General features: G+C 41.1%; 21 protein-coding genes, 1 pseudogene and 1 other annotated feature. Of the genes and pseudogenes, 4 read left to right on the top strand and 18 right to left on the bottom strand.

What is annotated here, in order from left to right; translation table 11 throughout:
- Positions 1–346: 346 nt before the first annotated feature.
- The 4 genes from E4T71_RS05875 to E4T71_RS05860 all read right to left on the bottom strand — a co-directional run bounded on the left by E4T71_RS05875 (position 347) and on the right by E4T71_RS05860 (position 3,297).
- Positions 347–1,057: a B3/4 domain-containing protein gene (locus E4T71_RS05875; RefSeq protein ID WP_135038033.1), complete on the bottom strand. Its 711-nt coding sequence runs from the start codon at positions 1,055–1,057 to the stop codon at positions 347–349.
- A gap of 145 nt (positions 1,058–1,202) precedes the next feature.
- Entirely contained in the window at positions 1,203–2,018 is an 816-nt protein-coding gene (locus E4T71_RS05870; RefSeq protein ID WP_228062361.1) for an alpha/beta hydrolase, read from the bottom strand.
- A 112-nt stretch (positions 2,019–2,130) separates the two neighbouring features.
- The gene (locus tag E4T71_RS05865) at positions 2,131–2,730 is read right to left on the bottom strand and encodes a DUF1349 domain-containing protein (protein ID WP_135038028.1); all 600 of its coding nucleotides are present in this window, start codon (positions 2,728–2,730) and stop codon (positions 2,131–2,133) included.
- Between the two features lie 6 nt (positions 2,731–2,736).
- Positions 2,737–3,297, bottom strand: a complete 561-nt coding sequence (locus E4T71_RS05860; RefSeq protein WP_135038026.1) for a sugar O-acetyltransferase — start codon at positions 3,295–3,297, stop codon at positions 2,737–2,739.
- A 150-nt stretch (positions 3,298–3,447) separates the two neighbouring features.
- Between E4T71_RS05860 and E4T71_RS05855 the strand changes: the two genes are divergently transcribed.
- Positions 3,448–3,912: a GNAT family N-acetyltransferase gene (locus E4T71_RS05855; RefSeq protein ID WP_135038024.1), complete on the top strand. Its 465-nt coding sequence runs from the start codon at positions 3,448–3,450 to the stop codon at positions 3,910–3,912.
- Between the two features lie 7 nt (positions 3,913–3,919).
- On the top strand, positions 3,920–4,396 hold the full coding sequence (locus E4T71_RS05850; RefSeq protein ID WP_135038022.1) for a glutathione peroxidase: 477 nt from the start codon (positions 3,920–3,922) through the stop codon (positions 4,394–4,396).
- A 65-nt stretch (positions 4,397–4,461) separates the two neighbouring features.
- On the opposite strand, the gene E4T71_RS05845 is transcribed toward E4T71_RS05850, so the two are convergent.
- From E4T71_RS05845 to E4T71_RS05835, 3 genes are all read right to left on the bottom strand, one after another.
- Positions 4,462–4,920, bottom strand: coding sequence for a CPBP family intramembrane glutamic endopeptidase (locus tag E4T71_RS05845; RefSeq protein ID WP_167758477.1), 459 nt, complete (start codon positions 4,918–4,920; stop codon positions 4,462–4,464).
- Positions 4,921–5,084: 164 nt separating this feature from the next.
- Positions 5,085–6,107 carry an aldo/keto reductase gene (locus tag E4T71_RS05840; RefSeq protein ID WP_135038018.1) on the bottom strand — a complete coding sequence of 341 codons (1,023 nt, stop codon included), beginning with the start codon at positions 6,105–6,107 and terminating at the stop codon, positions 5,085–5,087.
- Positions 6,108–6,690: 583 nt separating this feature from the next.
- Positions 6,691–6,897, bottom strand: coding sequence for a bacteriocin (locus tag E4T71_RS05835; RefSeq protein WP_209304473.1), 207 nt, complete (start codon positions 6,895–6,897; stop codon positions 6,691–6,693).
- Between the two features lie 395 nt (positions 6,898–7,292).
- Here E4T71_RS05835 and E4T71_RS05830 point away from each other — a divergent pair, with 395 nt between their 5' ends.
- Entirely contained in the window at positions 7,293–7,649 is a 357-nt protein-coding gene (locus E4T71_RS05830; RefSeq protein ID WP_135038016.1) for a helix-turn-helix domain-containing protein, read from the top strand.
- A gap of 217 nt (positions 7,650–7,866) precedes the next feature.
- On the opposite strand, the gene tnpA is transcribed toward E4T71_RS05830, so the two are convergent.
- From tnpA to E4T71_RS05775, 11 genes are all read right to left on the bottom strand, one after another.
- Positions 7,867–8,340, bottom strand: coding sequence for an IS200/IS605 family transposase (gene tnpA / locus E4T71_RS05825; protein ID WP_135038014.1), 474 nt, complete (start codon positions 8,338–8,340; stop codon positions 7,867–7,869).
- A 243-nt stretch (positions 8,341–8,583) separates the two neighbouring features.
- The gene (gene rplL / locus E4T71_RS05820) at positions 8,584–8,952 is read right to left on the bottom strand and encodes a 50S ribosomal protein L7/L12 (protein WP_135038012.1); all 369 of its coding nucleotides are present in this window, start codon (positions 8,950–8,952) and stop codon (positions 8,584–8,586) included.
- Positions 8,953–9,013: 61 nt separating this feature from the next.
- Positions 9,014–9,514 carry a 50S ribosomal protein L10 gene (gene rplJ, locus E4T71_RS05815; protein WP_135038010.1) on the bottom strand — a complete coding sequence of 167 codons (501 nt, stop codon included), beginning with the start codon at positions 9,512–9,514 and terminating at the stop codon, positions 9,014–9,016.
- Between the two features lie 30 nt (positions 9,515–9,544).
- Positions 9,545–9,717, bottom strand: a sequence feature (ribosomal protein L10 leader region).
- 253 nt (positions 9,718–9,970) lie between these two features.
- A complete protein-coding gene (locus E4T71_RS05810) occupies positions 9,971–11,221 on the bottom strand; it encodes a hydroxymethylglutaryl-CoA reductase, degradative (protein WP_135038008.1) in 1,251 nt (416 codons plus the stop codon).
- A gap of 35 nt (positions 11,222–11,256) precedes the next feature.
- Complete coding sequence (locus tag E4T71_RS05805; protein WP_135038037.1) at positions 11,257–12,429, bottom strand: hydroxymethylglutaryl-CoA synthase; 1,173 nt, start codon at positions 12,427–12,429, stop codon at positions 11,257–11,259.
- 24 nt (positions 12,430–12,453) lie between these two features.
- Positions 12,454–13,638 (bottom strand): acetyl-CoA C-acetyltransferase, encoded by a 1,185-nt coding sequence (locus tag E4T71_RS05800; protein WP_135038035.1) that lies wholly within the window; start codon positions 13,636–13,638, stop codon positions 12,454–12,456.
- 100 nt (positions 13,639–13,738) lie between these two features.
- Positions 13,739–14,740 carry a type 2 isopentenyl-diphosphate Delta-isomerase gene (gene fni / locus E4T71_RS05795; protein WP_135038006.1) on the bottom strand — a complete coding sequence of 334 codons (1,002 nt, stop codon included), beginning with the start codon at positions 14,738–14,740 and terminating at the stop codon, positions 13,739–13,741.
- Complete coding sequence (locus E4T71_RS05790) at positions 14,737–15,732, bottom strand: phosphomevalonate kinase (RefSeq protein ID WP_135038004.1); 996 nt, start codon at positions 15,730–15,732, stop codon at positions 14,737–14,739. The genes fni and E4T71_RS05790 overlap by 4 nt, the downstream gene beginning before the upstream one ends.
- Positions 15,722–16,675: a diphosphomevalonate decarboxylase gene (gene mvaD, locus E4T71_RS05785; protein WP_135038002.1), complete on the bottom strand. Its 954-nt coding sequence runs from the start codon at positions 16,673–16,675 to the stop codon at positions 15,722–15,724. The genes E4T71_RS05790 and mvaD overlap by 11 nt, the downstream gene beginning before the upstream one ends.
- Positions 16,657–17,532, bottom strand: a complete 876-nt coding sequence (gene mvk / locus E4T71_RS05780) for a mevalonate kinase (protein ID WP_135038000.1) — start codon at positions 17,530–17,532, stop codon at positions 16,657–16,659. Before mvk ends, mvaD begins: the two co-directional genes overlap by 19 nt.
- Before the next feature lie 182 nt (positions 17,533–17,714).
- A complete protein-coding gene (locus E4T71_RS05775) occupies positions 17,715–18,386 on the bottom strand; it encodes a DsbA family oxidoreductase (RefSeq protein WP_265588434.1) in 672 nt (223 codons plus the stop codon).
- A 20-nt stretch (positions 18,387–18,406) separates the two neighbouring features.
- Between E4T71_RS05775 and E4T71_RS05770 the strand changes: the two are divergent.
- Positions 18,407–18,494: pseudogene (locus E4T71_RS05770) on the top strand (IS5/IS1182 family transposase); the annotation flags it as partial.

The raw sequence follows: 18,494 nt of genomic DNA, 5'->3' as shown, positions 1-18,494 counted from the left end.
TCAAAAAGTACTTTAAAGAGAAGTAATCCTCCGTAATTCGTTAGATTTTCACCATCAAAAGAAAAAGTGTTGTTTTTAGAATTGTAATTTGTTAGACTGAACATATGGGTTTCCTTTCTATTTTGATTTGGTTTGCGCTTATATCATAAAGGGGAAATCCTTTTTTGTCCAGTCAAAAGTCTCACCTAATGGGTGAAAATCAAAAACTTCCAGAAACCATGATGTATCAGCGATTCTGGAAGTTTTTTTAGTTATGTATGAATAATTTGGGTTTAAATATCTTCTTATTAGGTGATTCTGCACTATCATGAAATATCTCTAAAATCCTTGCGAATGTCTCACCAATTTAATCATTCAAAGAAAGAGTTGAAGCTTCCCTATCTAGAATATGAGAGGTTGCTTGACCTCCCAAATATTGTTGAGCTTTTTCAACAATAAACTGGAGGGCAGCTTCCAAAGCTTCCTCTCGACTTGGATCCAACAACTCAATCACTAAGAAGGCATTTTGAGTATCTTCTGTAATCATGGTCCGCTGACCGTCTCGCCAGTTCAGACAACGGCAGACTGCTCCTGCATCATCCTTGTAACACAATTCTCCGGATAAGGTAGGAGTATTTTCATCACTACCAATGAGGTAAAACTCATCACCACCTTCTGTGAGTGTCAACTGTAAATCACCTTGAAAGCTGTCTAAATCTTCTGCTCCACAAGGCAGAGCAAAACGTAGGCTGGCTGCATTATAGATATCAACGAGTGGGAGAATACTTCCTACTGGCTTACCGCTTTTAGCTCGTTTTAAAAGGGCTTCAATACTGGAACGAGCACCTTTTTTAGTCTTGAATGTTTGAAAAGCCTGCCGATAGACTTGGATCTCAGAATTGTCGGCAAAAGGTTCCTCTTCAACAAAGGTTTTTGCCAATTCATTGCTTTCCTCCAACAGATTTTGGAGTTCTACTGGAGATTCTGCCAACTTTTGATACCCTTTCAAAAGCACTACTCCAATTTTTCCATTTGGAAAAAGATTCCAGAAAGATTCATCAACGATAAAATAGGCCATGTTTGGCTCCTTTCCTTGCCCCTTGAATGAAAAAACAGCACTCTAAAAATATCTTCTAAGACCTAACGATACTTTCAAGTGCTGCTCACCCGGTGGCGATTATTATTTTATTTTTTTCCAGTGTAACAAAAAAGAAAGTTCTTATCTATTCTCCTAAAAATTCTTCCAGAGCTGGTAGAGCTGTCTCATTAAAGTTAGCATCAATCCAGTGGCCCCCTCCTTCTACAGTGACCAATTGTGAATCTGAAAAAAGCTTTAAAGCTTGTAAACTGTACTCATAGGGAACTACTTCATCAGCTGTTCCATGAATCAGCATAACCGGAGCTTTCACTCTTTTCATTTCCGTCTCGATATCGATTGATAGAGCATCTTTAAGATAGATGGAGCCAAGTTGAGCATTGCGGTGAGTAATCACGTCTGGAAGATCATTGACCGATTTTACCCCTAAACGAGCGTAAGTTTGCGCTACATCGTCAAAGAGAACAAAAGCTGGGAAAACTAAGGCAAGTTTATGAATCCGCTCTGGATTATCTGCTGCATACAGAGTTGACACAACTCCACCTTGGCTAGCCCCTAGTAAAGTAACCTGATCCCCTGTTACAAACTTTTCCTTAGATAGCTGGTTAATGACAGCTTCCAAGTCAGCTTTCTCAGTCAGAACTGACATATGCAACATATCCGTCCCCCCACTTTTCGATGCTTGGCTACCGCCATAAAAATCAAAACGGTAGACTACATAGCCTTGGCGTGCTAGATTCTCAGCATAATCAGCATAATTCTCTAAGGTGTTGTTAAATCCATGGGCAATGATTAAAAGTGGACGCTTCTCATTTTTATAATTAGCATCCGCTGTCAGAACTCCAACTAATTCGACATCATCTCGCCGAACACGATAGTCTTCCTCTATAAGATTACTGGACTCTTGCAAAGAAATCTCCTCTTTTTGAACCTCTGTAGCCATATTTGGTATCGCCTCACTATTATAATTTTTTCGCATAAAAAACCAAAAACAGCTAAGTCCTAATAAAAGGATACTAAATACATAAATAGCTTTGCGCATAATCCCCCTCCAATCAATCAGGCTCTTGACCATCGTGGGCCTGCCAGAGGCAAGGCCCTAAATCCAATGCGCTAAAATGAGCAGTAAAACTTGAGTCTTCTGGCGAGCAAGCATAGATTCCCAAAGAAATCGAACCGTTCGCTTGATTGAGATGACAAATCCGCATTTGCTGAAAATTGATTCCATCAAGGGAATTCTCTATCCGAAAATCTTGTTTTCGACGGCTAAGTCGATAATACATGGATTGAGTCTTAGTAGGAATTTGCACCGTTGCCCAGTCAGAGAATCCCTGGTTCGTCACAACCGAACCTAGATGCTGAAAGGCTTGATTTTCATATTCAATTGATGCCTTGAGCCAGTTTTCAGAATCCAAATAAACAACGATACCGGCCTGGTCAAAACGCTGATGACTATCCTTCACATCAACCTTAACCGTGAAGGAAAAATAGTCCTCCTCTGTATCCATCAACAACATCGGTGCATTATCATTCACAAAATGATAATAGGTTTTCTGCCACAAATCTGTATGAGGCTGGGTTGTCACTGATAGCTCCTCTGGACTAAGTTTAAATTCTTGTGGTCTATTTACCCAACGAAACTGTGAAATATCCATTTCGCATCAACCTTTCTTACTCTCAATCACTTTGATCACCTTGGCTGGATTGCCGGCTAAGACGACATTATCACCAAAGGACTTGGTGATTACTGCACCAGCTCCTGCGACAACGTTATCCCCCAGGGTTACACCAGGAAGAACCGTTACACCTCCACCAGCCCAGAAATTATCGCCAATCGTAATAGGAGCACCATACTCCAACCCAGCATTTCGCTCCTCTGGATCTAAGGGATGAAGTGGGGTTAGAAATTGGCAATTAGGGCCAATCATGGCATTTTTTCCAATTCTGATGGGACAAACATCCAGCATCGTCAAATTCCAATTCGAATAAAAATTTTCACCCAAGTGGATATTGACTCCATAATCACAAACAAAACGTGGTTTAACAGATAGATTTTCTCCGGTAGAGCCAAACCATTCTTTTAAAATCTTAGCCCCTTGTTGCCGATCCTCTTCTTCATTAAAAGCCTTTTGATAGCTTCTGGAAGCCTGAACCAACTCCCTCAACTCAGCAGCAGCTGGGTTGTAGAGTTGACCCGCTATCATTTTTTCAAATTCAGACATAACCTTGCTCCTTCTTGGAAACTCTCCTCTTATTATAGCAGAATCTACTCCACAAGATTAGACCTTGAAAAGCCTGCTATTCTTCCGATATAATAAAGCTATAACAGCTACTTCCTTGGGTAGCGACAAAATATAAATAGGAGGGAATCTATGTCCATTCGTCTTGCAAAGCCAAATGACATCCCAGCGATCCTCAATCTTCTAGAGGAAATCTTGGCCGTCCATCACAAGGGACGACCTGATATTTTTAAAGCCAGCGGCAGTAAATACAGTCAAGAGCAATTAGCAGAAATTTTAGAAGATCCAAAACAGTTCTTATTTGTCTATGAACAAGACAATCAGATATTGGGACACCTCTTTTGCCAAATTCAAGAAGCTCAAAGTAGCGTCCTTAACCCCATCAAAACACTCTTTATTGATGATCTCTGTGTCTCTCATACAGCCCGTGGCCAAGGGATTGGGGAAAAATTCATCGCCTTTGCAAAAGCCTATGCCAAAGAGCATGGTTGCTACAATCTAACCTTAGATGTCTGGGCAGATAACGATGGAGCTGTTCGTTTCTATGAACGCCTCGGATTCCAACCACAAAAAATGCGCATGGAAGAAATTTTGTGAGGATAACATGACCACTCTCTATGATTTTACAGTTCAATCTCAAAATCAAGAAACTATATCCCTAAGTCAGTTCCAAAATCAGCTGGTCCTCGTAGTGAATACTGCAACCGGCTGTGGTTTAACTACACAATATCAAGGCTTACAAACCCTCCACGACCGGTACAAAGACCAAGGATTTACCATTTTAGACTTTCCTTGTAACCAATTTCTTGGTCAAGCTTCAGGAAGTGATGAAGAAATCAATACTTTTTGTAGTCTCAACTACAAAACGACCTTTCCCCGTTTTGCCAAAATCAAGGTAAATGGCAAAGCAGCAGATCCACTGTTTGTCTGGCTAAAAGAACAAGCATCCGGTCCGCTCGGCAAACGCATTGAATGGAACTTTACCAAGTTCCTTATCAACCGCCAAGGACAGGTGGTCGCACGTTTCTCCTCAAAAACGGATCCTTTAGCGATTGAAGAAGAACTTCTACGCCATCTTTAAAGTCTTTCAAATCAAATAAAATCGGCTTCTCTCCTATTAGAAGGAAAGAAGCCGATTTTATTTGATCAAGCTTTTTTAAAAGATAAACGCAAGTGATGAATACTCTGCTTTTTCTTCACCAAGCAATACAACCAATACAGCATCGGGAAAATAGCAACTACTTTAACCACTAAAAGCCCTGCATAGACCACCTCATTTTCAAAAATCGGTGGTAAATTGGAACTCAAATTATTGATAAAATGGATCATCATAGGGAACCACATATTTCTGGTTTCATTATAAACAATCCCTAAAATAATACCCAGGACAGCTGTATAAACAATTTGAATCGGTATTGAGTGCCACAATCCAAAATAGAGCCCCGAAATCAGACTAGCCGCTAAACCACCCCAGATACGTTCCAGACCACTAAAGGTTAAACCACGGAAAATCAACTCCTCCACAATCGGACCAAATAGCACTACCGACCAAAAATAAGCTGTTGGAGCTGGACTAAAGGCAAAGGCAGCATCAAACTGCTGCACACCCTGTGAAAATGATGCATCTGCGACTAAAATCGTACGAGCGACTAGTTTCCATAGAGAAGAAATTCCTCTTTTCTTTCAACTGTATGTCAAACTAGTCTCGGAAATTTGAAAAACAGCCGCAAATCAAGGAAGCAAATAGATGATAGATAAAATAGGACACCTCACTTCAATTTCTGAAGATCTTTTTTTGCCCCCTTGGCCAAAGCACCAACAATTTTGTGAGGAATGTATAAGGCATCCAAATAGGCCATATCTTCCGAGGATAGCTCTAAACCAAAAGCTCCAAGATAATCCTCCAAATAAGCTTCTTTCGTCACACCAAGAATTGGACTGTGCATCCCCTTTTGCCAAAGCCATGCCAACGCAATCTGACTACGGCTCCTGCCGTATTTGTCAGCTAATTCTGCCACACGCGCCACAATTTTCCGGTCCTCAAGTTCCGTACTATCATACTTAGCACGTGCACTTTGATCAGCTTGACTTCGTGCAGTATCCGCCGACCAATCACGCACAATCCGACCGGCTGCAAACGGACTATAGGGCACCAAAGCCACTCCTGTTTCCTGACAGAACGGAATCATTTCCCGTTCTTCTTCCCGATAGAGCAGATTGTAATGATTTTGCATAACGGAAAAAGGAGTCCATCCCCTCTTGTCTGCCACATATTGGGCCTGTTGGAATTGCCAAGTATACATACTAGATGCCCCAAGATAAAGGACTTTACCTGAGCGAACTAAGTCATGGAGAGCCTCCATAGTCTCTTCGATTGGTGTTTCATAATCCCAACGATGAATGTAAAGCAGGTCGATGTAGTCTGTCCCTAATCGTTCTAAGCTCTTTTCAACCTGGTGGAAAAGAGCTTTTCGCGAGAGCCCCGTAGTATTGGCACTAGTGCTTTGTCCATCACCATAGAAAGCTTTGGTCGCAATCACTACCTCTTCTCTTTTAGCAAAATCCTTCAAAGCTCGACCTAGAATCTCCTCGCTAGAGCCATATCCATAAAAATTGGCAGTATCGAAAAAATTGATTCCCATATCCAAGGCCTTCTTGATAATCGGACGACTAGCAGTCTCATCCAGTACCCACTTAGCATGAAAACCACGCGCCGGATCGCCAAAGCTCATACAACCCAAGCAAAGCTTGGAAACCTCCAAACCTGTATTCCCTAATCGTGTGTATTCCATGACGAACCTCCCATTCTTACTGCTCTCAGTATAACGGGAAATAGGAGACGATGCAAGAGAAGTTATGACATTCCAGCGCAAATGATACACTTGATCACTACAGTCGTAACAAATAAAATTTAAAAAACTGAACAAAGAATGACCTTCACGTCACTTTCTGTTCAGATCTGTATTCTATGTAACATAGTATCTAAGGACCGACACATTAATAGTCAAATATGCGATGCCACTTTGAATTCACTTCCCATTTCGCTTTTTCTCTATGTATTGATATAAAATGGCAAAAAAACACCCGATTGCAGCAGGTATAACCAATAAATCAATTAGTAAATCCATACAAGCTCCTTTCAATGTATCTAAATTTCACATTCAAAAAGCGAAATCCAGCCCCTCATAGAAGAAGAGCTAGATTTCACAAATACAATTCTCAACTTCAATTTTTATCTTTAGAATCTTTGGATTTTTTGTTTAACTTCTGTGGATGTGCTAGGAGCCAGATAAAGACAATAAATGTTCCTACAAATCCGTAAAATCCATGCTCAACGAACCATTTTAGAGTTTCCATTTGTAACTACCTTCCTACTTATCCCCACCAGCAAGTAGCTCCATAACCAGCAGCTGCACCAATACCACCGGCAATACCTCCGGCAACTGCTCCAGGGACTGCTCCTACAACAGGTAGAGTCACACTTCCACCAGTAGCGCCACCAATTGCACCTCCAACAGCACCACTGACAGCCGCATTCCCTGCACCACCCCAAGAGCAGCCACCTCCTAAAGTGTCCATCATGACATCTAAGGTAAGCAGTTGAGCCTCATTGTAAGTAAAAGTAGTCATGGCAATGACCTCCTAAAGATTTATTTGTCAGGTAGCAACCCGACCCCTAGAGTTTAACACAGCTCTAGTACTTTCTAACCTGAATGTTCTAGAATGTTTTGAAAACGTCCTGAATGGCATTTTTTTCGAATTACCTTATCTAAAATAAATGAGCTTATATCTTTTTGCCCCTTCTATGTCCCCTTCAGATTGACTATCTACTTAAAAATTTTGAAAATACAGTATCTATATGGCATAATCGCCAAAGACTTACTTTTATGAGATAATAGACTACAATTAGCCAAACTAGAATTTAAAAATCAATGAATACTTCAACAATAATCATATCGCCTTTAGGAGTTTTTACGATGCCCAATTACCATACTGAAAATATTTACACTTGTCCCTACCTAGCTACTCAAAGCGTCCTATCAGGAAAATGGAACATCCTGCTCCTACACCATATCGAGGAAGGACCAATCCGTTTCAATGAACTACACCGTCGCTTAGAAGGAATTTCCCAAGCAACTTTGACCAAACAGCTCCGTCAACTAGAAACCGACGGTCTCATTCTGCGGAAAGTGTATGCCCAGGTACCGCCTAAGGTTGAGTATGAACTGAGTGACATTGGACGTGAATTCAAGCAGGTTTTGGGGCAAATTGAAGTGTTTGGGGAAAAGTACATCGATTTTCTTAAAACAAGAAAATCAAAAGAGGCGCATTAAGTTCCTCAAAAAAGACCGTTCCAAAGTTTCTAAACGGAGACTGGAGCGGTCTTTTCTTATCTAGATTTGAAAAAAGAAAGTCAAAACCACCCGTGAAAACGGGTGGCTTGTACACCGGCTGTAAGCCGTTTCTCTCCAGCGACGCCTAAAGGCGTTCGCTGAACTTCGTTCAGGTTAGAGCTTGTATTACTTGACCATTGCCCGTAACAACGGGCTTTTAACGTGTTCTGAATCCGCCATCTGAAAATGGATCCTCATATTCTTTTACACTCAGCTTATCGAGAGCAATATCATTTTTCTCTTGTTCTAGAATGTACTTCGCTACGGTCTTTTCATTTAATCCGACTGTGCTAACGTAATAACCTCTCGCCCAAAACTTACGATTTCCATACTTATATTTCAAATTAGCATGTCTATCAAAAATCATTAAAGCACTTTTACTCTTCAAATAACCCATGAAATCAGATATTGCAAGTTTAGGTGGGATTAGTACAAGCATATGAACATGATCTGGCATCATGTGTCCTTCTATAATTTCAACACCTCGATATTTACACAAATGACGGAAAATTTCAATTAAATCTTGTCTGACCTTATAATAGATAGCTTTTCTACGGTATTTAGGTGTGAAAACTATATGATATTTGCACATCCATTTGGTATGTGATAGACTGTAACTGGTTTTAGCCATTTCTTTTCCCCCTTATCTAACCTGAACAATTAGATTATATCAGGAAAAAGAAATGGAAGCTCAAAGCCTTGTCAGCCACCAGCATAGCTGGTGGTTTTCTTGTTTTTCTCTTCGAGAAAAACTGGCTAGAAGCCACAATAAAAAAATCCCTTCCAAAATAAATTTTGGAAGGGATCTCGTAATCGATTTTGATTAAAGCTAGAAGCTATAGCTAAGCTTTAATAATCTCGTTACAATACTCTATTATTTAAGAGTTACAGAAGCACCAGCTTCTTCCAATTTAGCTTTGATTTCTTCAGCTTCTGCAGTTGCAACGCCTTCTTTAACCATTGCTGGAGCTCCGTCTACAAGCTCTTTAGCTTCTTTAAGACCAAGACCAGTGATTTCACGTACAACTTTGATTACGCCAACTTTTTTGTCGCCAGCAGAAGTCAATTCAACGTCGAATGAATCTTTAGCAGCACCTGCATCAGCAGCACCTGCTGCAGCAACAGCTACAGGAGCAGCTGCAGTTACACCAAATTCTTCTTCGATCGCTTTTACAAGATCGTTAAGCTCAAGGATTGAAGCTTCTTTAATTTCAGCAATAATGTTTTCAATGTTCAATGCCATTGTGATTTCCTCCAAAATAAATTTTTAATAATTGTATGTCTAATAGACTAGGCAACTTGGATTAAGCTGCACCTTCTTTGTCGTCTGCAACCGCTTTGACTGCAAGAGCAACGTTGCGAACTGGCGCTTGAAGTACAGAAAGGAGCATTGAAAGAAGTCCTTCGCGGTTTGGCAATGTAGCCAAGGCCATGATTTCATCTTTGCTTGCAACAGCGCCTTCGATAGCACCACCTTTGATTTCAAGTGCTTCAGCTTCTTTAGAAAAGTCATTCAAGATTTTTGCTGGCGCAACAACATCTTCATTTGAAAATGCAACTGCAGATGGTCCAACAAAGACATCTTCCATTCCTTCAAGTCCAGCTTTAACAGCTGCACGACGAAGAATAGAGTTCTTGATTACTTTGTACTCGACTTCGCTTCCGCGTAGGTTACGACGAAGAACTGTATCTTGCTCTACTGTCAAACCACGAGCGTCCACAACGACGATAGATGCAGCAGCTTTCATTTTCTCAGCAACAACATCTACTAATTCGGCTTTTTTAGCAATACTTGCTTCACTCATTGTATGTTTACCTCCGTTTTTATTTTGCTTGGGATAAATAAAAAATTCGCACCCAAACCTAGACACGAAAGTACAAATCGTTATGATCCTTCTTGATTTTTCACTGAAATGAAAAACTTAGATTATGGAAATACGTTTTGTCCTCGGTAGGATTTTTATGAGTTGAACTCCCCTACTGTCTTAGGCAGTTTTTTCAAACCGTTAATAATCTTAACACATTCCTTTTTAGAATGCAACACTTTTATCAAAAAAATTAAAAAAATTAAAAAAGAGACGACAAGGCGTCTCTAAAAATGTTTCAGGTGTAAATTATCCAGGAAATTATCAAACTGAACTAATCTGAAAGTCATCATAGATACCGTTTTGTGAAAAGTATTTTTACATCATACATATGAATCAATCCAGTCTCCGTAGAAAACTCTCATTTTCCAAATACTGATTCCAGCTCCGCATGCACTAATTTCTCATGTCTTTTAGTAATTCCTTAGCTAATTGCAAATTTGGCTGAGAACTTTTTCGCAATGCGGCCACTAAATCAGGAACTTCCTCAACTTGGGCACCTGCATGTAAGGCTAGCGATTGAAGCTGTAATTTCATATGCCCCGATTGAATCCCAGTTGTCACTAAGGCTCTTAAGGCTGCAAAATTTTGACAAAGACCGACAGAAGCAATGACAGCCGCTAATTCTTTAGCGGTCACTTGTCCTAGAATATCGAAAGAAACAGCAACTTTGGGATTTAAGCCAATGGAACCTCCTACAGTCGCAATGGGTAAGGGAATCGTAAGCTCTCCCACAAGGTTCTCCCCTTCAATCTTCCAAGTTGATAAACCTCTGTAAGCTCCGTCTCGGCTAGCATAGGCGTGGGCACCAGCTTCAATAGCACGCCAATCATTCCCTGTTGCCACAACAACCGCGTCAATTCCATTAAAAATCCCTTTGTTATGAGTTGCCGCTCGATAGGGATCCTCTTGAGCCAACAAGCTAGCTAAGGCTATTTTTTTAGCTAAATAGAGAGCCTCCTCTTTGTTCATGGCGAGATGAGCAATCGGAATTTGACAACGGCTATTTACCAATGAATCCGTAGCATAATTAGACAGAATCCCCATCAATGCCTGGCCCTGACTGATAGATTCTAAAGGCTTCTTAAGAGCCTCCAACATAGTATTCAAGATATTAGCTCCCATAGCTTCTTGAACATCTACATGGAGATAGACAATCAGAAATACCCCCTTGATCTCAACTGTCACCCGACGTGCTCCTCCACCTCTTTTAACAATGGAAGAGTAGGCTTGATTGGCTATCTGAAGAAGTGCTTGTTCTTCTTTCTTAATAGATTCTTTGGCACTTTCAACATTTTCCACTTCAAAAAGTGCCACTTGCCCAATCATCTGGCGTTTGTGAATACATGTTTCAAATCCGCCTGAACGACCAATCACTTTCGCTCCAAAAGATGCCGCTGCCACAACAGACGGTTCCTCCGTTACCATTGGAACTGAATAATGATGGCCGTCCACACGAATCTCTGGCAATACCGCAAAAGGAAGAGAGAAGGTCCCTAGATGGTTTTCAACCATCTTTCCTGCAATTGTTTCTGACAGGTTGGTATCTTCTACTAAAGTAGCCAAGTTCTCCTCTGTCAGCATTTTTTCTTTGTGTAGAATTGCAATTCGGTCCTGTCTTGATTGCTTATAAAAACCTGAAAACATTCAACTAATTTCCTTTTCTAAAAGGGGACTGGAATCTAAATTCCGCCCCCTTTTGATTCATGATAAATCCGTTTAAACTCGACTACTTTCTCTAAAGCGTAAGGACTTTCATCTAGAGGTAGATTGATGGAATTACCAACTGTATCCAAAGTAATCTCTTCAAAAAAGATTTTTTCATACTCCTCAACTGAGATTTTTGTCCGTTTGTTTAAATCAGCCAAGCGGTCTTCTTGGAGATAATTCCTATAGCCCTCTACCAAGTAACCACTGAAAATTTCACAAACAGCGCCACTTCCATAGCTATAGAATAAGATTTCATCCCCAGCTGTGAGTGATTGAGAATTTTCAAGCAAGGATAAAAAGGAAAGGAAAATCGATCCTGTATAAATATTCCCAACCACTTGATTGTAGATAATCGCCTCATGGAAACGCTCAGTGAGACGAATCAGAGTTTCTTCATTATCAGCAATAGCACGCAACCCTTTTAACCCCTGTTTCGGGAAGGGAATATGTAAACACATAGCCGCAAAATCTTCAAGGTTCTTGCCAGTCTTGTTCTGGTAATATTCAAAGGTGGTTGTCAAACAGTCTGTGTACTGCTCCGTTGAGTATTTACCGTCCACACGTGGGTATTTATCATCATTGGGTCTCCAAAAATCATAGATATCTCGTGTTTGGAAAACATTATCTGAATTTAGAACCAAGATGCTTGGATCTTCTGTTACAAGCATCGCCACGGCGCCAGCTCCCTGAGTTGGCTCTCCACCTGATGCAATACCGTATTTCGCAATATCACTCGCTATCACTAATACTTTTGAGCCAGGATTCTGAGCAATATGCGTTTTGGCAAGACTGAGACCAGCCGTTGCCCCGTAACAAGCTTCTTTCATTTCGATTGAGCGAGCAAAAGGTTGAATTCCCAGTAGACCATGGATAACCACAGCTGCTGCTTTACTCTGATCCACGCTCGACTCCGTCCCCACAATAACCATATCAATGGCCTGTTTGTCTTCTTCAGTCAAAATCGATGCGGCAGCTTGTGCCCCGAAGGTAACAATATCTTGTGTTACGGGAGCGACTGCCATCTCCGACTGAAGTAGTCCAATCTTAAATTTATTAGGATCGACATTCCGAGCTACAGCTAGGTCAGCTAAATCCAATACAAATTCTGGAACCGCAAAGCCAATCTTATCAATTCCGATTTTCACCATATCTTCTGTTTTGACTCCTCATTAACGACCTTGTCCATTGGAAATAATCAAGGAAATTCCTTGACCACCTCCAATACAAAGTGAGCAGAGTCCTAACTCCTTTTCTTGTTTCAACAATTCATGGATGAGCGTCACCAAGATACGACTTCCACTAGCACCAATTGGATGTCCAAGCGCCAGAGCCCCACCATTCACATTTACAATTTTTGAATCTAGCTTGAGTTCTGAAATAACAGGTATCGCTTGAGCCGCAAAAGCCTCATTCAACTCAACCAAATCTAGATCCTCAGTCGTCAAGCCAATTTTCTCAAGCGCTTTACGAGTTGCTGGAACCGGTCCTAGGCCCATATAGGCTGGATCTAGTCCACTTGTTGCATAGGACTCTATATAAGCTAGAACTTCTACGCCAAGTTCACGTGCCTTTTCCTCAGACATTAGTAATACTAAGGCACAGCCATCATTAATTCCAGAAGCATTTGCGGCAGTGACAGTTCCATCAGGTTTAAAAGCTGGGCGTAAGGTTGCCAGTTTTTCGATTGGAGTTAAGCGAGGGTATTCATCTTCTTGAAAAATACGCTCTCCCTTTCTCTCCAAAATGGTAATTGGAACAATTTCTTCCACAAATCGTCCATTAGCAATGGCTTTAGCTGCTTTTTCTTGACTTAAATAGGCAAATGAATCTTGTTCTTCTCGACTAATGTCAAATTTTTCTGCAATATTTTCAGCAGTGATCCCCATATGAATGTCTTGAAAGGCATCTGTTAATCCATCATTTAATAGGGAGTCTACCAAGGTCATGTTCCCAAATTTATTGCCAAATCGACTGTCTTTGGAGAGATAGGGAGCCTGACTCATTATCTCAATACCACCGGCAACAACAACTTGATTGTCTCCAAGTAAAATGGATTGTGCTGCTAGAAGGACGGACTTTAGACCAGAACCACAAACCTTATTAACTGTATATGCAGAGGTAGTTTCTGGGATTCCAGCACGAATAGCTATTTGGCGAGCAATATTTTGACCATGTCCAGCAGATAAAACATTTCCGAAAATGACTTCATCCACCAGCTCAGCTGGTATATCTTTTTTCTCCAAGGCCGTTCGCAAGACCTGGGCTCCTAAATCGGCTATCTCAATATCTTTTAGACTACCTCCAAAACTACCAATAGCAGAACGATAGGCAGCAACGATAGCTACTTTATTCATCATAACACCTCAATCAGATGATTTTGAACCCAAAAGTTCAACTCTACTATTATACCACTAATTTTCAGAGAAAGAATCATTCTCTAGACCTAGATAGGTATCATTTCTCATCGTTCTGGTTAGGGCTTAGTCTCCCATGTAAGATATAGTCAACTGATCTCAATTCCTCAATATTCCGGCAGTTTAGGGCACACAGAATGATTCGTAAATCATCTTTCCACTCATTCACAATTTCAATAACCTGCTCAACGGTGTAGCGCTCCACTAAGTCTAACACTGTTCGTGACAGTCCTACTGCTCGCGCACCTAAAACCATACATTTGACCATATCCAAGGGATGTCGGACCCCGCCTGATGCTAAGATTTCAAGCTCATCCGTCAACGATTGGGCATTTAAGAGAGCCTGTACTGTGCTCTGCCCCCAATTATCTAAATAACTCCGTTTGCCGCTTCGCTGGTTTTCAATATAGGCAAAATTAGTTCCACCACGCCCTGAAACATCAACTGTTCGAATCCCCATATTCAATGCCTTTTTCATAGTTTTGACATCCATTCCAAATCCAACTTCCTTAAGGATAACGGGAACAGGAATCTGCTGGGCATATGCTGCTAAGTTCGATTTCCACGATTGAAAATGGCGTTCTCCCTCCGGCATTAGTAGTTCCTGCATCACATTCACATGAACTTGTAAAAATAAGGGATTCATTTCCTCTACCGTCTGCATTCCTAATTCTACGGGCTTATCTACACCAATATTAGTCGCACAGAGCAAGTCTGGAAACTCTTCTTTGGTTGGATAAGAATGATCATTAGGATTTTGTAAGGCCGCACTATAAGACCCCGTAACCATAAGAATTCCTGTAGCTTCCGCTACTTGAGCTAACTTGCGGTTCACACCAGCAGCTTTTTCTGAACCACCAGTCATTGCATTAATGAAGAATGGGAATTCGAAATCCTGACCTGCAAAGTGGGTAGAGATGTCAATATCTGCCAAGTCAAAATCCGGTAAAGAAGAATGGATTAATTCCATATCGTCAAAACTATTATAGGGTGATTGGTAAGCAAGTGCATGTTGGAGATGATCATCCTTGCGATTACTCATGATAGGTCCTCCTGATACAGTAGTTGAATCCCAACTTGCTCCCAATCTTGGAGCAACTGGTCTAAATCCTCTTTGTCAAAGACAAAAGCTATTCCACAATCGCCCCCCCCAGCTCCAGAAGACTTAGCAACAGCGTCATATTGACTGGCAATGAATTGTAATTGAGAGAGCTTTGGGGTATAGATGGCAGGACTGAGATTCTCTAGCAACTCACTGATTTGATGCAGACTTTTTTTGACCCCTGCTCGATCTCCTTTTAGAAAGGCTTCTTTACAACTTAGAGTTGCTTGATTCGTTGCTTTTAAAAATTCAGAATCAATTTTCGCTTGTACCTGCCGAATCAAGTCTCTAGAAATAGCTGGTTGTCGTGTCCAGCCCACTAAAAATTGACAGGGTAGTTGGGGAGTTAGCACTTCAATGTGATACCCCCAATCCAAATCGAGTGTTTCCTGTAACGAATGATTTTCTAGATAAAGGCGTACCCGCTTTCGATCAAAAGATTGAAAACTAATAAAGGCATCATAAGCTATACAAGCCAAATCTCCCATCGAGCCATTGTCTCCTCGAGCCAATAAAACATAGGAAGCTAGACGAAAAAGGAGGTCTGGGGACAGCTGAATCCCTGAAAAAGATGCCAAGGCTTTCAAAACCAGGATAGTCACCGATCCACTTGACCCAATACCATATTTCAGGCCATCCTCCCCCATCTTCCCTGAAATTTTCAACTCAAATGGAGGGAGCTCCACTAAATCTATCCCTCTATAACGAGCCCAAACTCTGACGGTATCCTGGATAAGGCTGTAATTCTGATCTGCCTCCATTCCAACCGAATAATCAAACAGATCAGAATAAAGTTGAATCTGCGAAGACGGACGAATATGTGCCTGCATGTAAATAGGAATATTTTTTATTAAAGCTGTTTGTTTGGGAGTTAAAATAGCATATTCACCAGCTATATAGAGTTTCCCGCAAGAGGTTACCTTAATCGTCATGACTTGGGTCCTTTGTTCCTGAACTAATTACTCGATAGCCATAATCCTTTTCAAATATCTGACTTAAGTTTAGTAAATCGGATTCCTTACACAGTACTTTAACATTAGGACCGGCGTCCATAGTGAAGTAACACTCATGACCTTTTTGACGTAGGCTTTTTACCAAATCCATCGCCTTATAGGACTCCGGTGTTAAATAGTTAAAGGATGGGGTCGCATATTCATTCGTCCGGTGCATTGCCAAGGCATTTTTCTCAGTCAATTGTCCGACTTTATTAAAATCATTCTCTTTCAAATACTGAAGCATGGCCTGGTAATCTTTCTCAGACTGAGTAATCCATTCCTGGAACACCGTTGAAGTGCTACTTGCAATTTTCATCCCTTCGCGGCTAGAAATTGGTTTTTTGTTGGAATCCAGAACCAATAAAATCATTCCCAATTTTAAATCTGTTTCTACCTGGTAAATCTCGCCAGAATCCTTATCCCAAGCAGCGATAGGTCCAAAGAAAGAGCGTGAAGAAGAACCTGATGCAAATTTAGCTTTTTGAGCCAACTCAGATCTACTGTAATCCGTTGCAAATAATTGATTACAAGCCTTTACCAAAGCAGATAGGCCGCTGGAACTAGATGACAAGCCTGCAGCAGTAGGCATATTGTTACATGTCTCAACTTTCACATAAGTATCAGGATTGCTACGATACTGATCAATGACTGCCGAAATTTTACGATGTTCCACTTCATCCTGTAAGACACCATTAATGTAAAACAAGTCCTTATTCGTCTCAGCAAGTAAAAAACTGGCAGTTGTCGTAGTATACAATTGGTCGAGTGTTAGTGAAATACTACTCGTTGATGGAATCATACGTTCTGCATCAGCCTTCCCCCAATATTTGACAATAGCGATATTCGCATAGGATTTGACTGTTACACTTTTTCTATCCATACCTGTTGAGCTCCTTTTTCAAATAATTTTTCACGAATCACACGCGCATCCTCCAAATTAGCTGCAAGAGCTATGACACAGCCACCAAGACCACCACCACTCATCTTAGCTCCCAGAGCACCGGCAGCTCGAGCCTCCTGCACCAATTCATCTACAAAAGGTAGACTAACACCAATAGCCATCAATTCTTTATGAGCTAGGTTCATCAAGCGTCCGACTTCACGGCTCTGATGTAGCTGAATAGCAGCCTCAGCTTGCTCAGCCAATCTTCCCAAAGTTACTAAATGGGGACGATTCGTCTCCTCAAATCGTGCTACCTTATTAACGGCTTCACGAGTATGTCCCTGAATACCTGAATCCGCAATCACCAAATAGGCATCCAAGGCGACTTCTAACCTATCAAATCCAGTATCTTTACTAAATTTGATAGGTGTGTCAGACAGACATGTTTTCGCATCAAGACCACTAGGATTGCTGTGAGCAATCTTTTCGGCTTGATGGACTAACTGCTCTAATGTTTCTTCAGACAGGGATTCTTCAAAATAAGCATAGACCGCTCTAATAGCAGCTATCGATACAGCTGCTGAGGATCCCATTCCTCGTTTTTGAGGAACCTTTGAAGCGACTTTATAAGATATCTTGGCCTCCAACTGATTTAAGGAAGAAAGAGCCGCAAATACGGCAGTTGAGAGGGAATCTTCAAAATCAAATGTTAGCACTTGACTAGCAGGTTGAATCCTGCAAATAGCCTCAATTCCTAGTAAGGGGAGCGCAATAGCTGAATAACCATACACTACTGAATGCTCTCCCATCAAAATAATTTTACCATGGGAACAGCCCATACCCCTATCTAACATTCCTTACCTCACATCCAACTAGTTGATTATCCCTTTTATTATATCATGCTTGCAGCAAACTCTAACAGAGCAACCCATTTTTACACGGTAACAGTCTTAAACCATCTACAGTTTCTACTTTATGAAATCTCCCTTGGGATAAAAAGAAAAGGCTAGGAAAACTATCCCTACCTTTTCAAACTCTATTCAATAAAACAGCCATTTGGTCCACATGTCTGATCTGATGTACCAAGACTTACGGGCTTGGCTACTAAACCAAAAGACCGTTCCACAGCTTCTTCAAATACGGATTGGGGCTGAGCTCCCGAAATGGAGAAGCGACCATCAAAGAGGAAAAAGGGCACAGCCGTAATCCCTAGAGCCATTCCAGCCTCTTGATCTGCAGCAATGCGAGCTGCATAGTCTTGAGACTGTAGGGCTTCTTCAACAAGAGCGGCTTCCAAGCCCAATTCTTGACCTAAATCCTTTAGTACCTGATCTTGAGCTAAATCTAGCCCCCGTGTAAAGTGTGCTTGAAAAAGGAGCTTAGCCATTTCTTTCCCCAAGCCTCTATCACTGGCCAAATGAGGCAGACGATGACTTTTTCGGCTATTCGGAATCCAGGCTTGGTCAAAATGAAAGCTTAGACCTTCTTCTTTAGCAAGATTGGTAATCGCATCTAATTGTGCTTGTGCTTGCTCAGAACTTAGTTGGTATTTCAGAGCCAAATAATCCCGAGCTGGATAAGACTGGTCTAGCGGTAAAGTCGGATCCAATTCAAATGACCTAAAAACCAGCTCAACCTGATCTCCCTTTTGATACTTAGCTAAGGCCTTATCCAAGCGACTTTCAGCAATAGACTTCCTGCGAAACAAGGATATGATAAAATAGAAGCATGAATTATGAATCCAGTAAAAAACTTTCCGATTTACGCTTTAAACGCCTAGTTGGTGTTGAGAGAAGAACTTTTGACAAAATGCTAG

Source organism: Streptococcus sp. WM07, assembly GCF_004570525.1.
In the GTDB taxonomy this organism is placed as follows: Bacteria; Bacillota; Bacilli; order Lactobacillales; family Streptococcaceae; genus Streptococcus.
The sequence above is the reverse complement of the archived record's forward strand: the minus strand, read 5'-3'. Positions and strand labels throughout refer to the sequence as shown.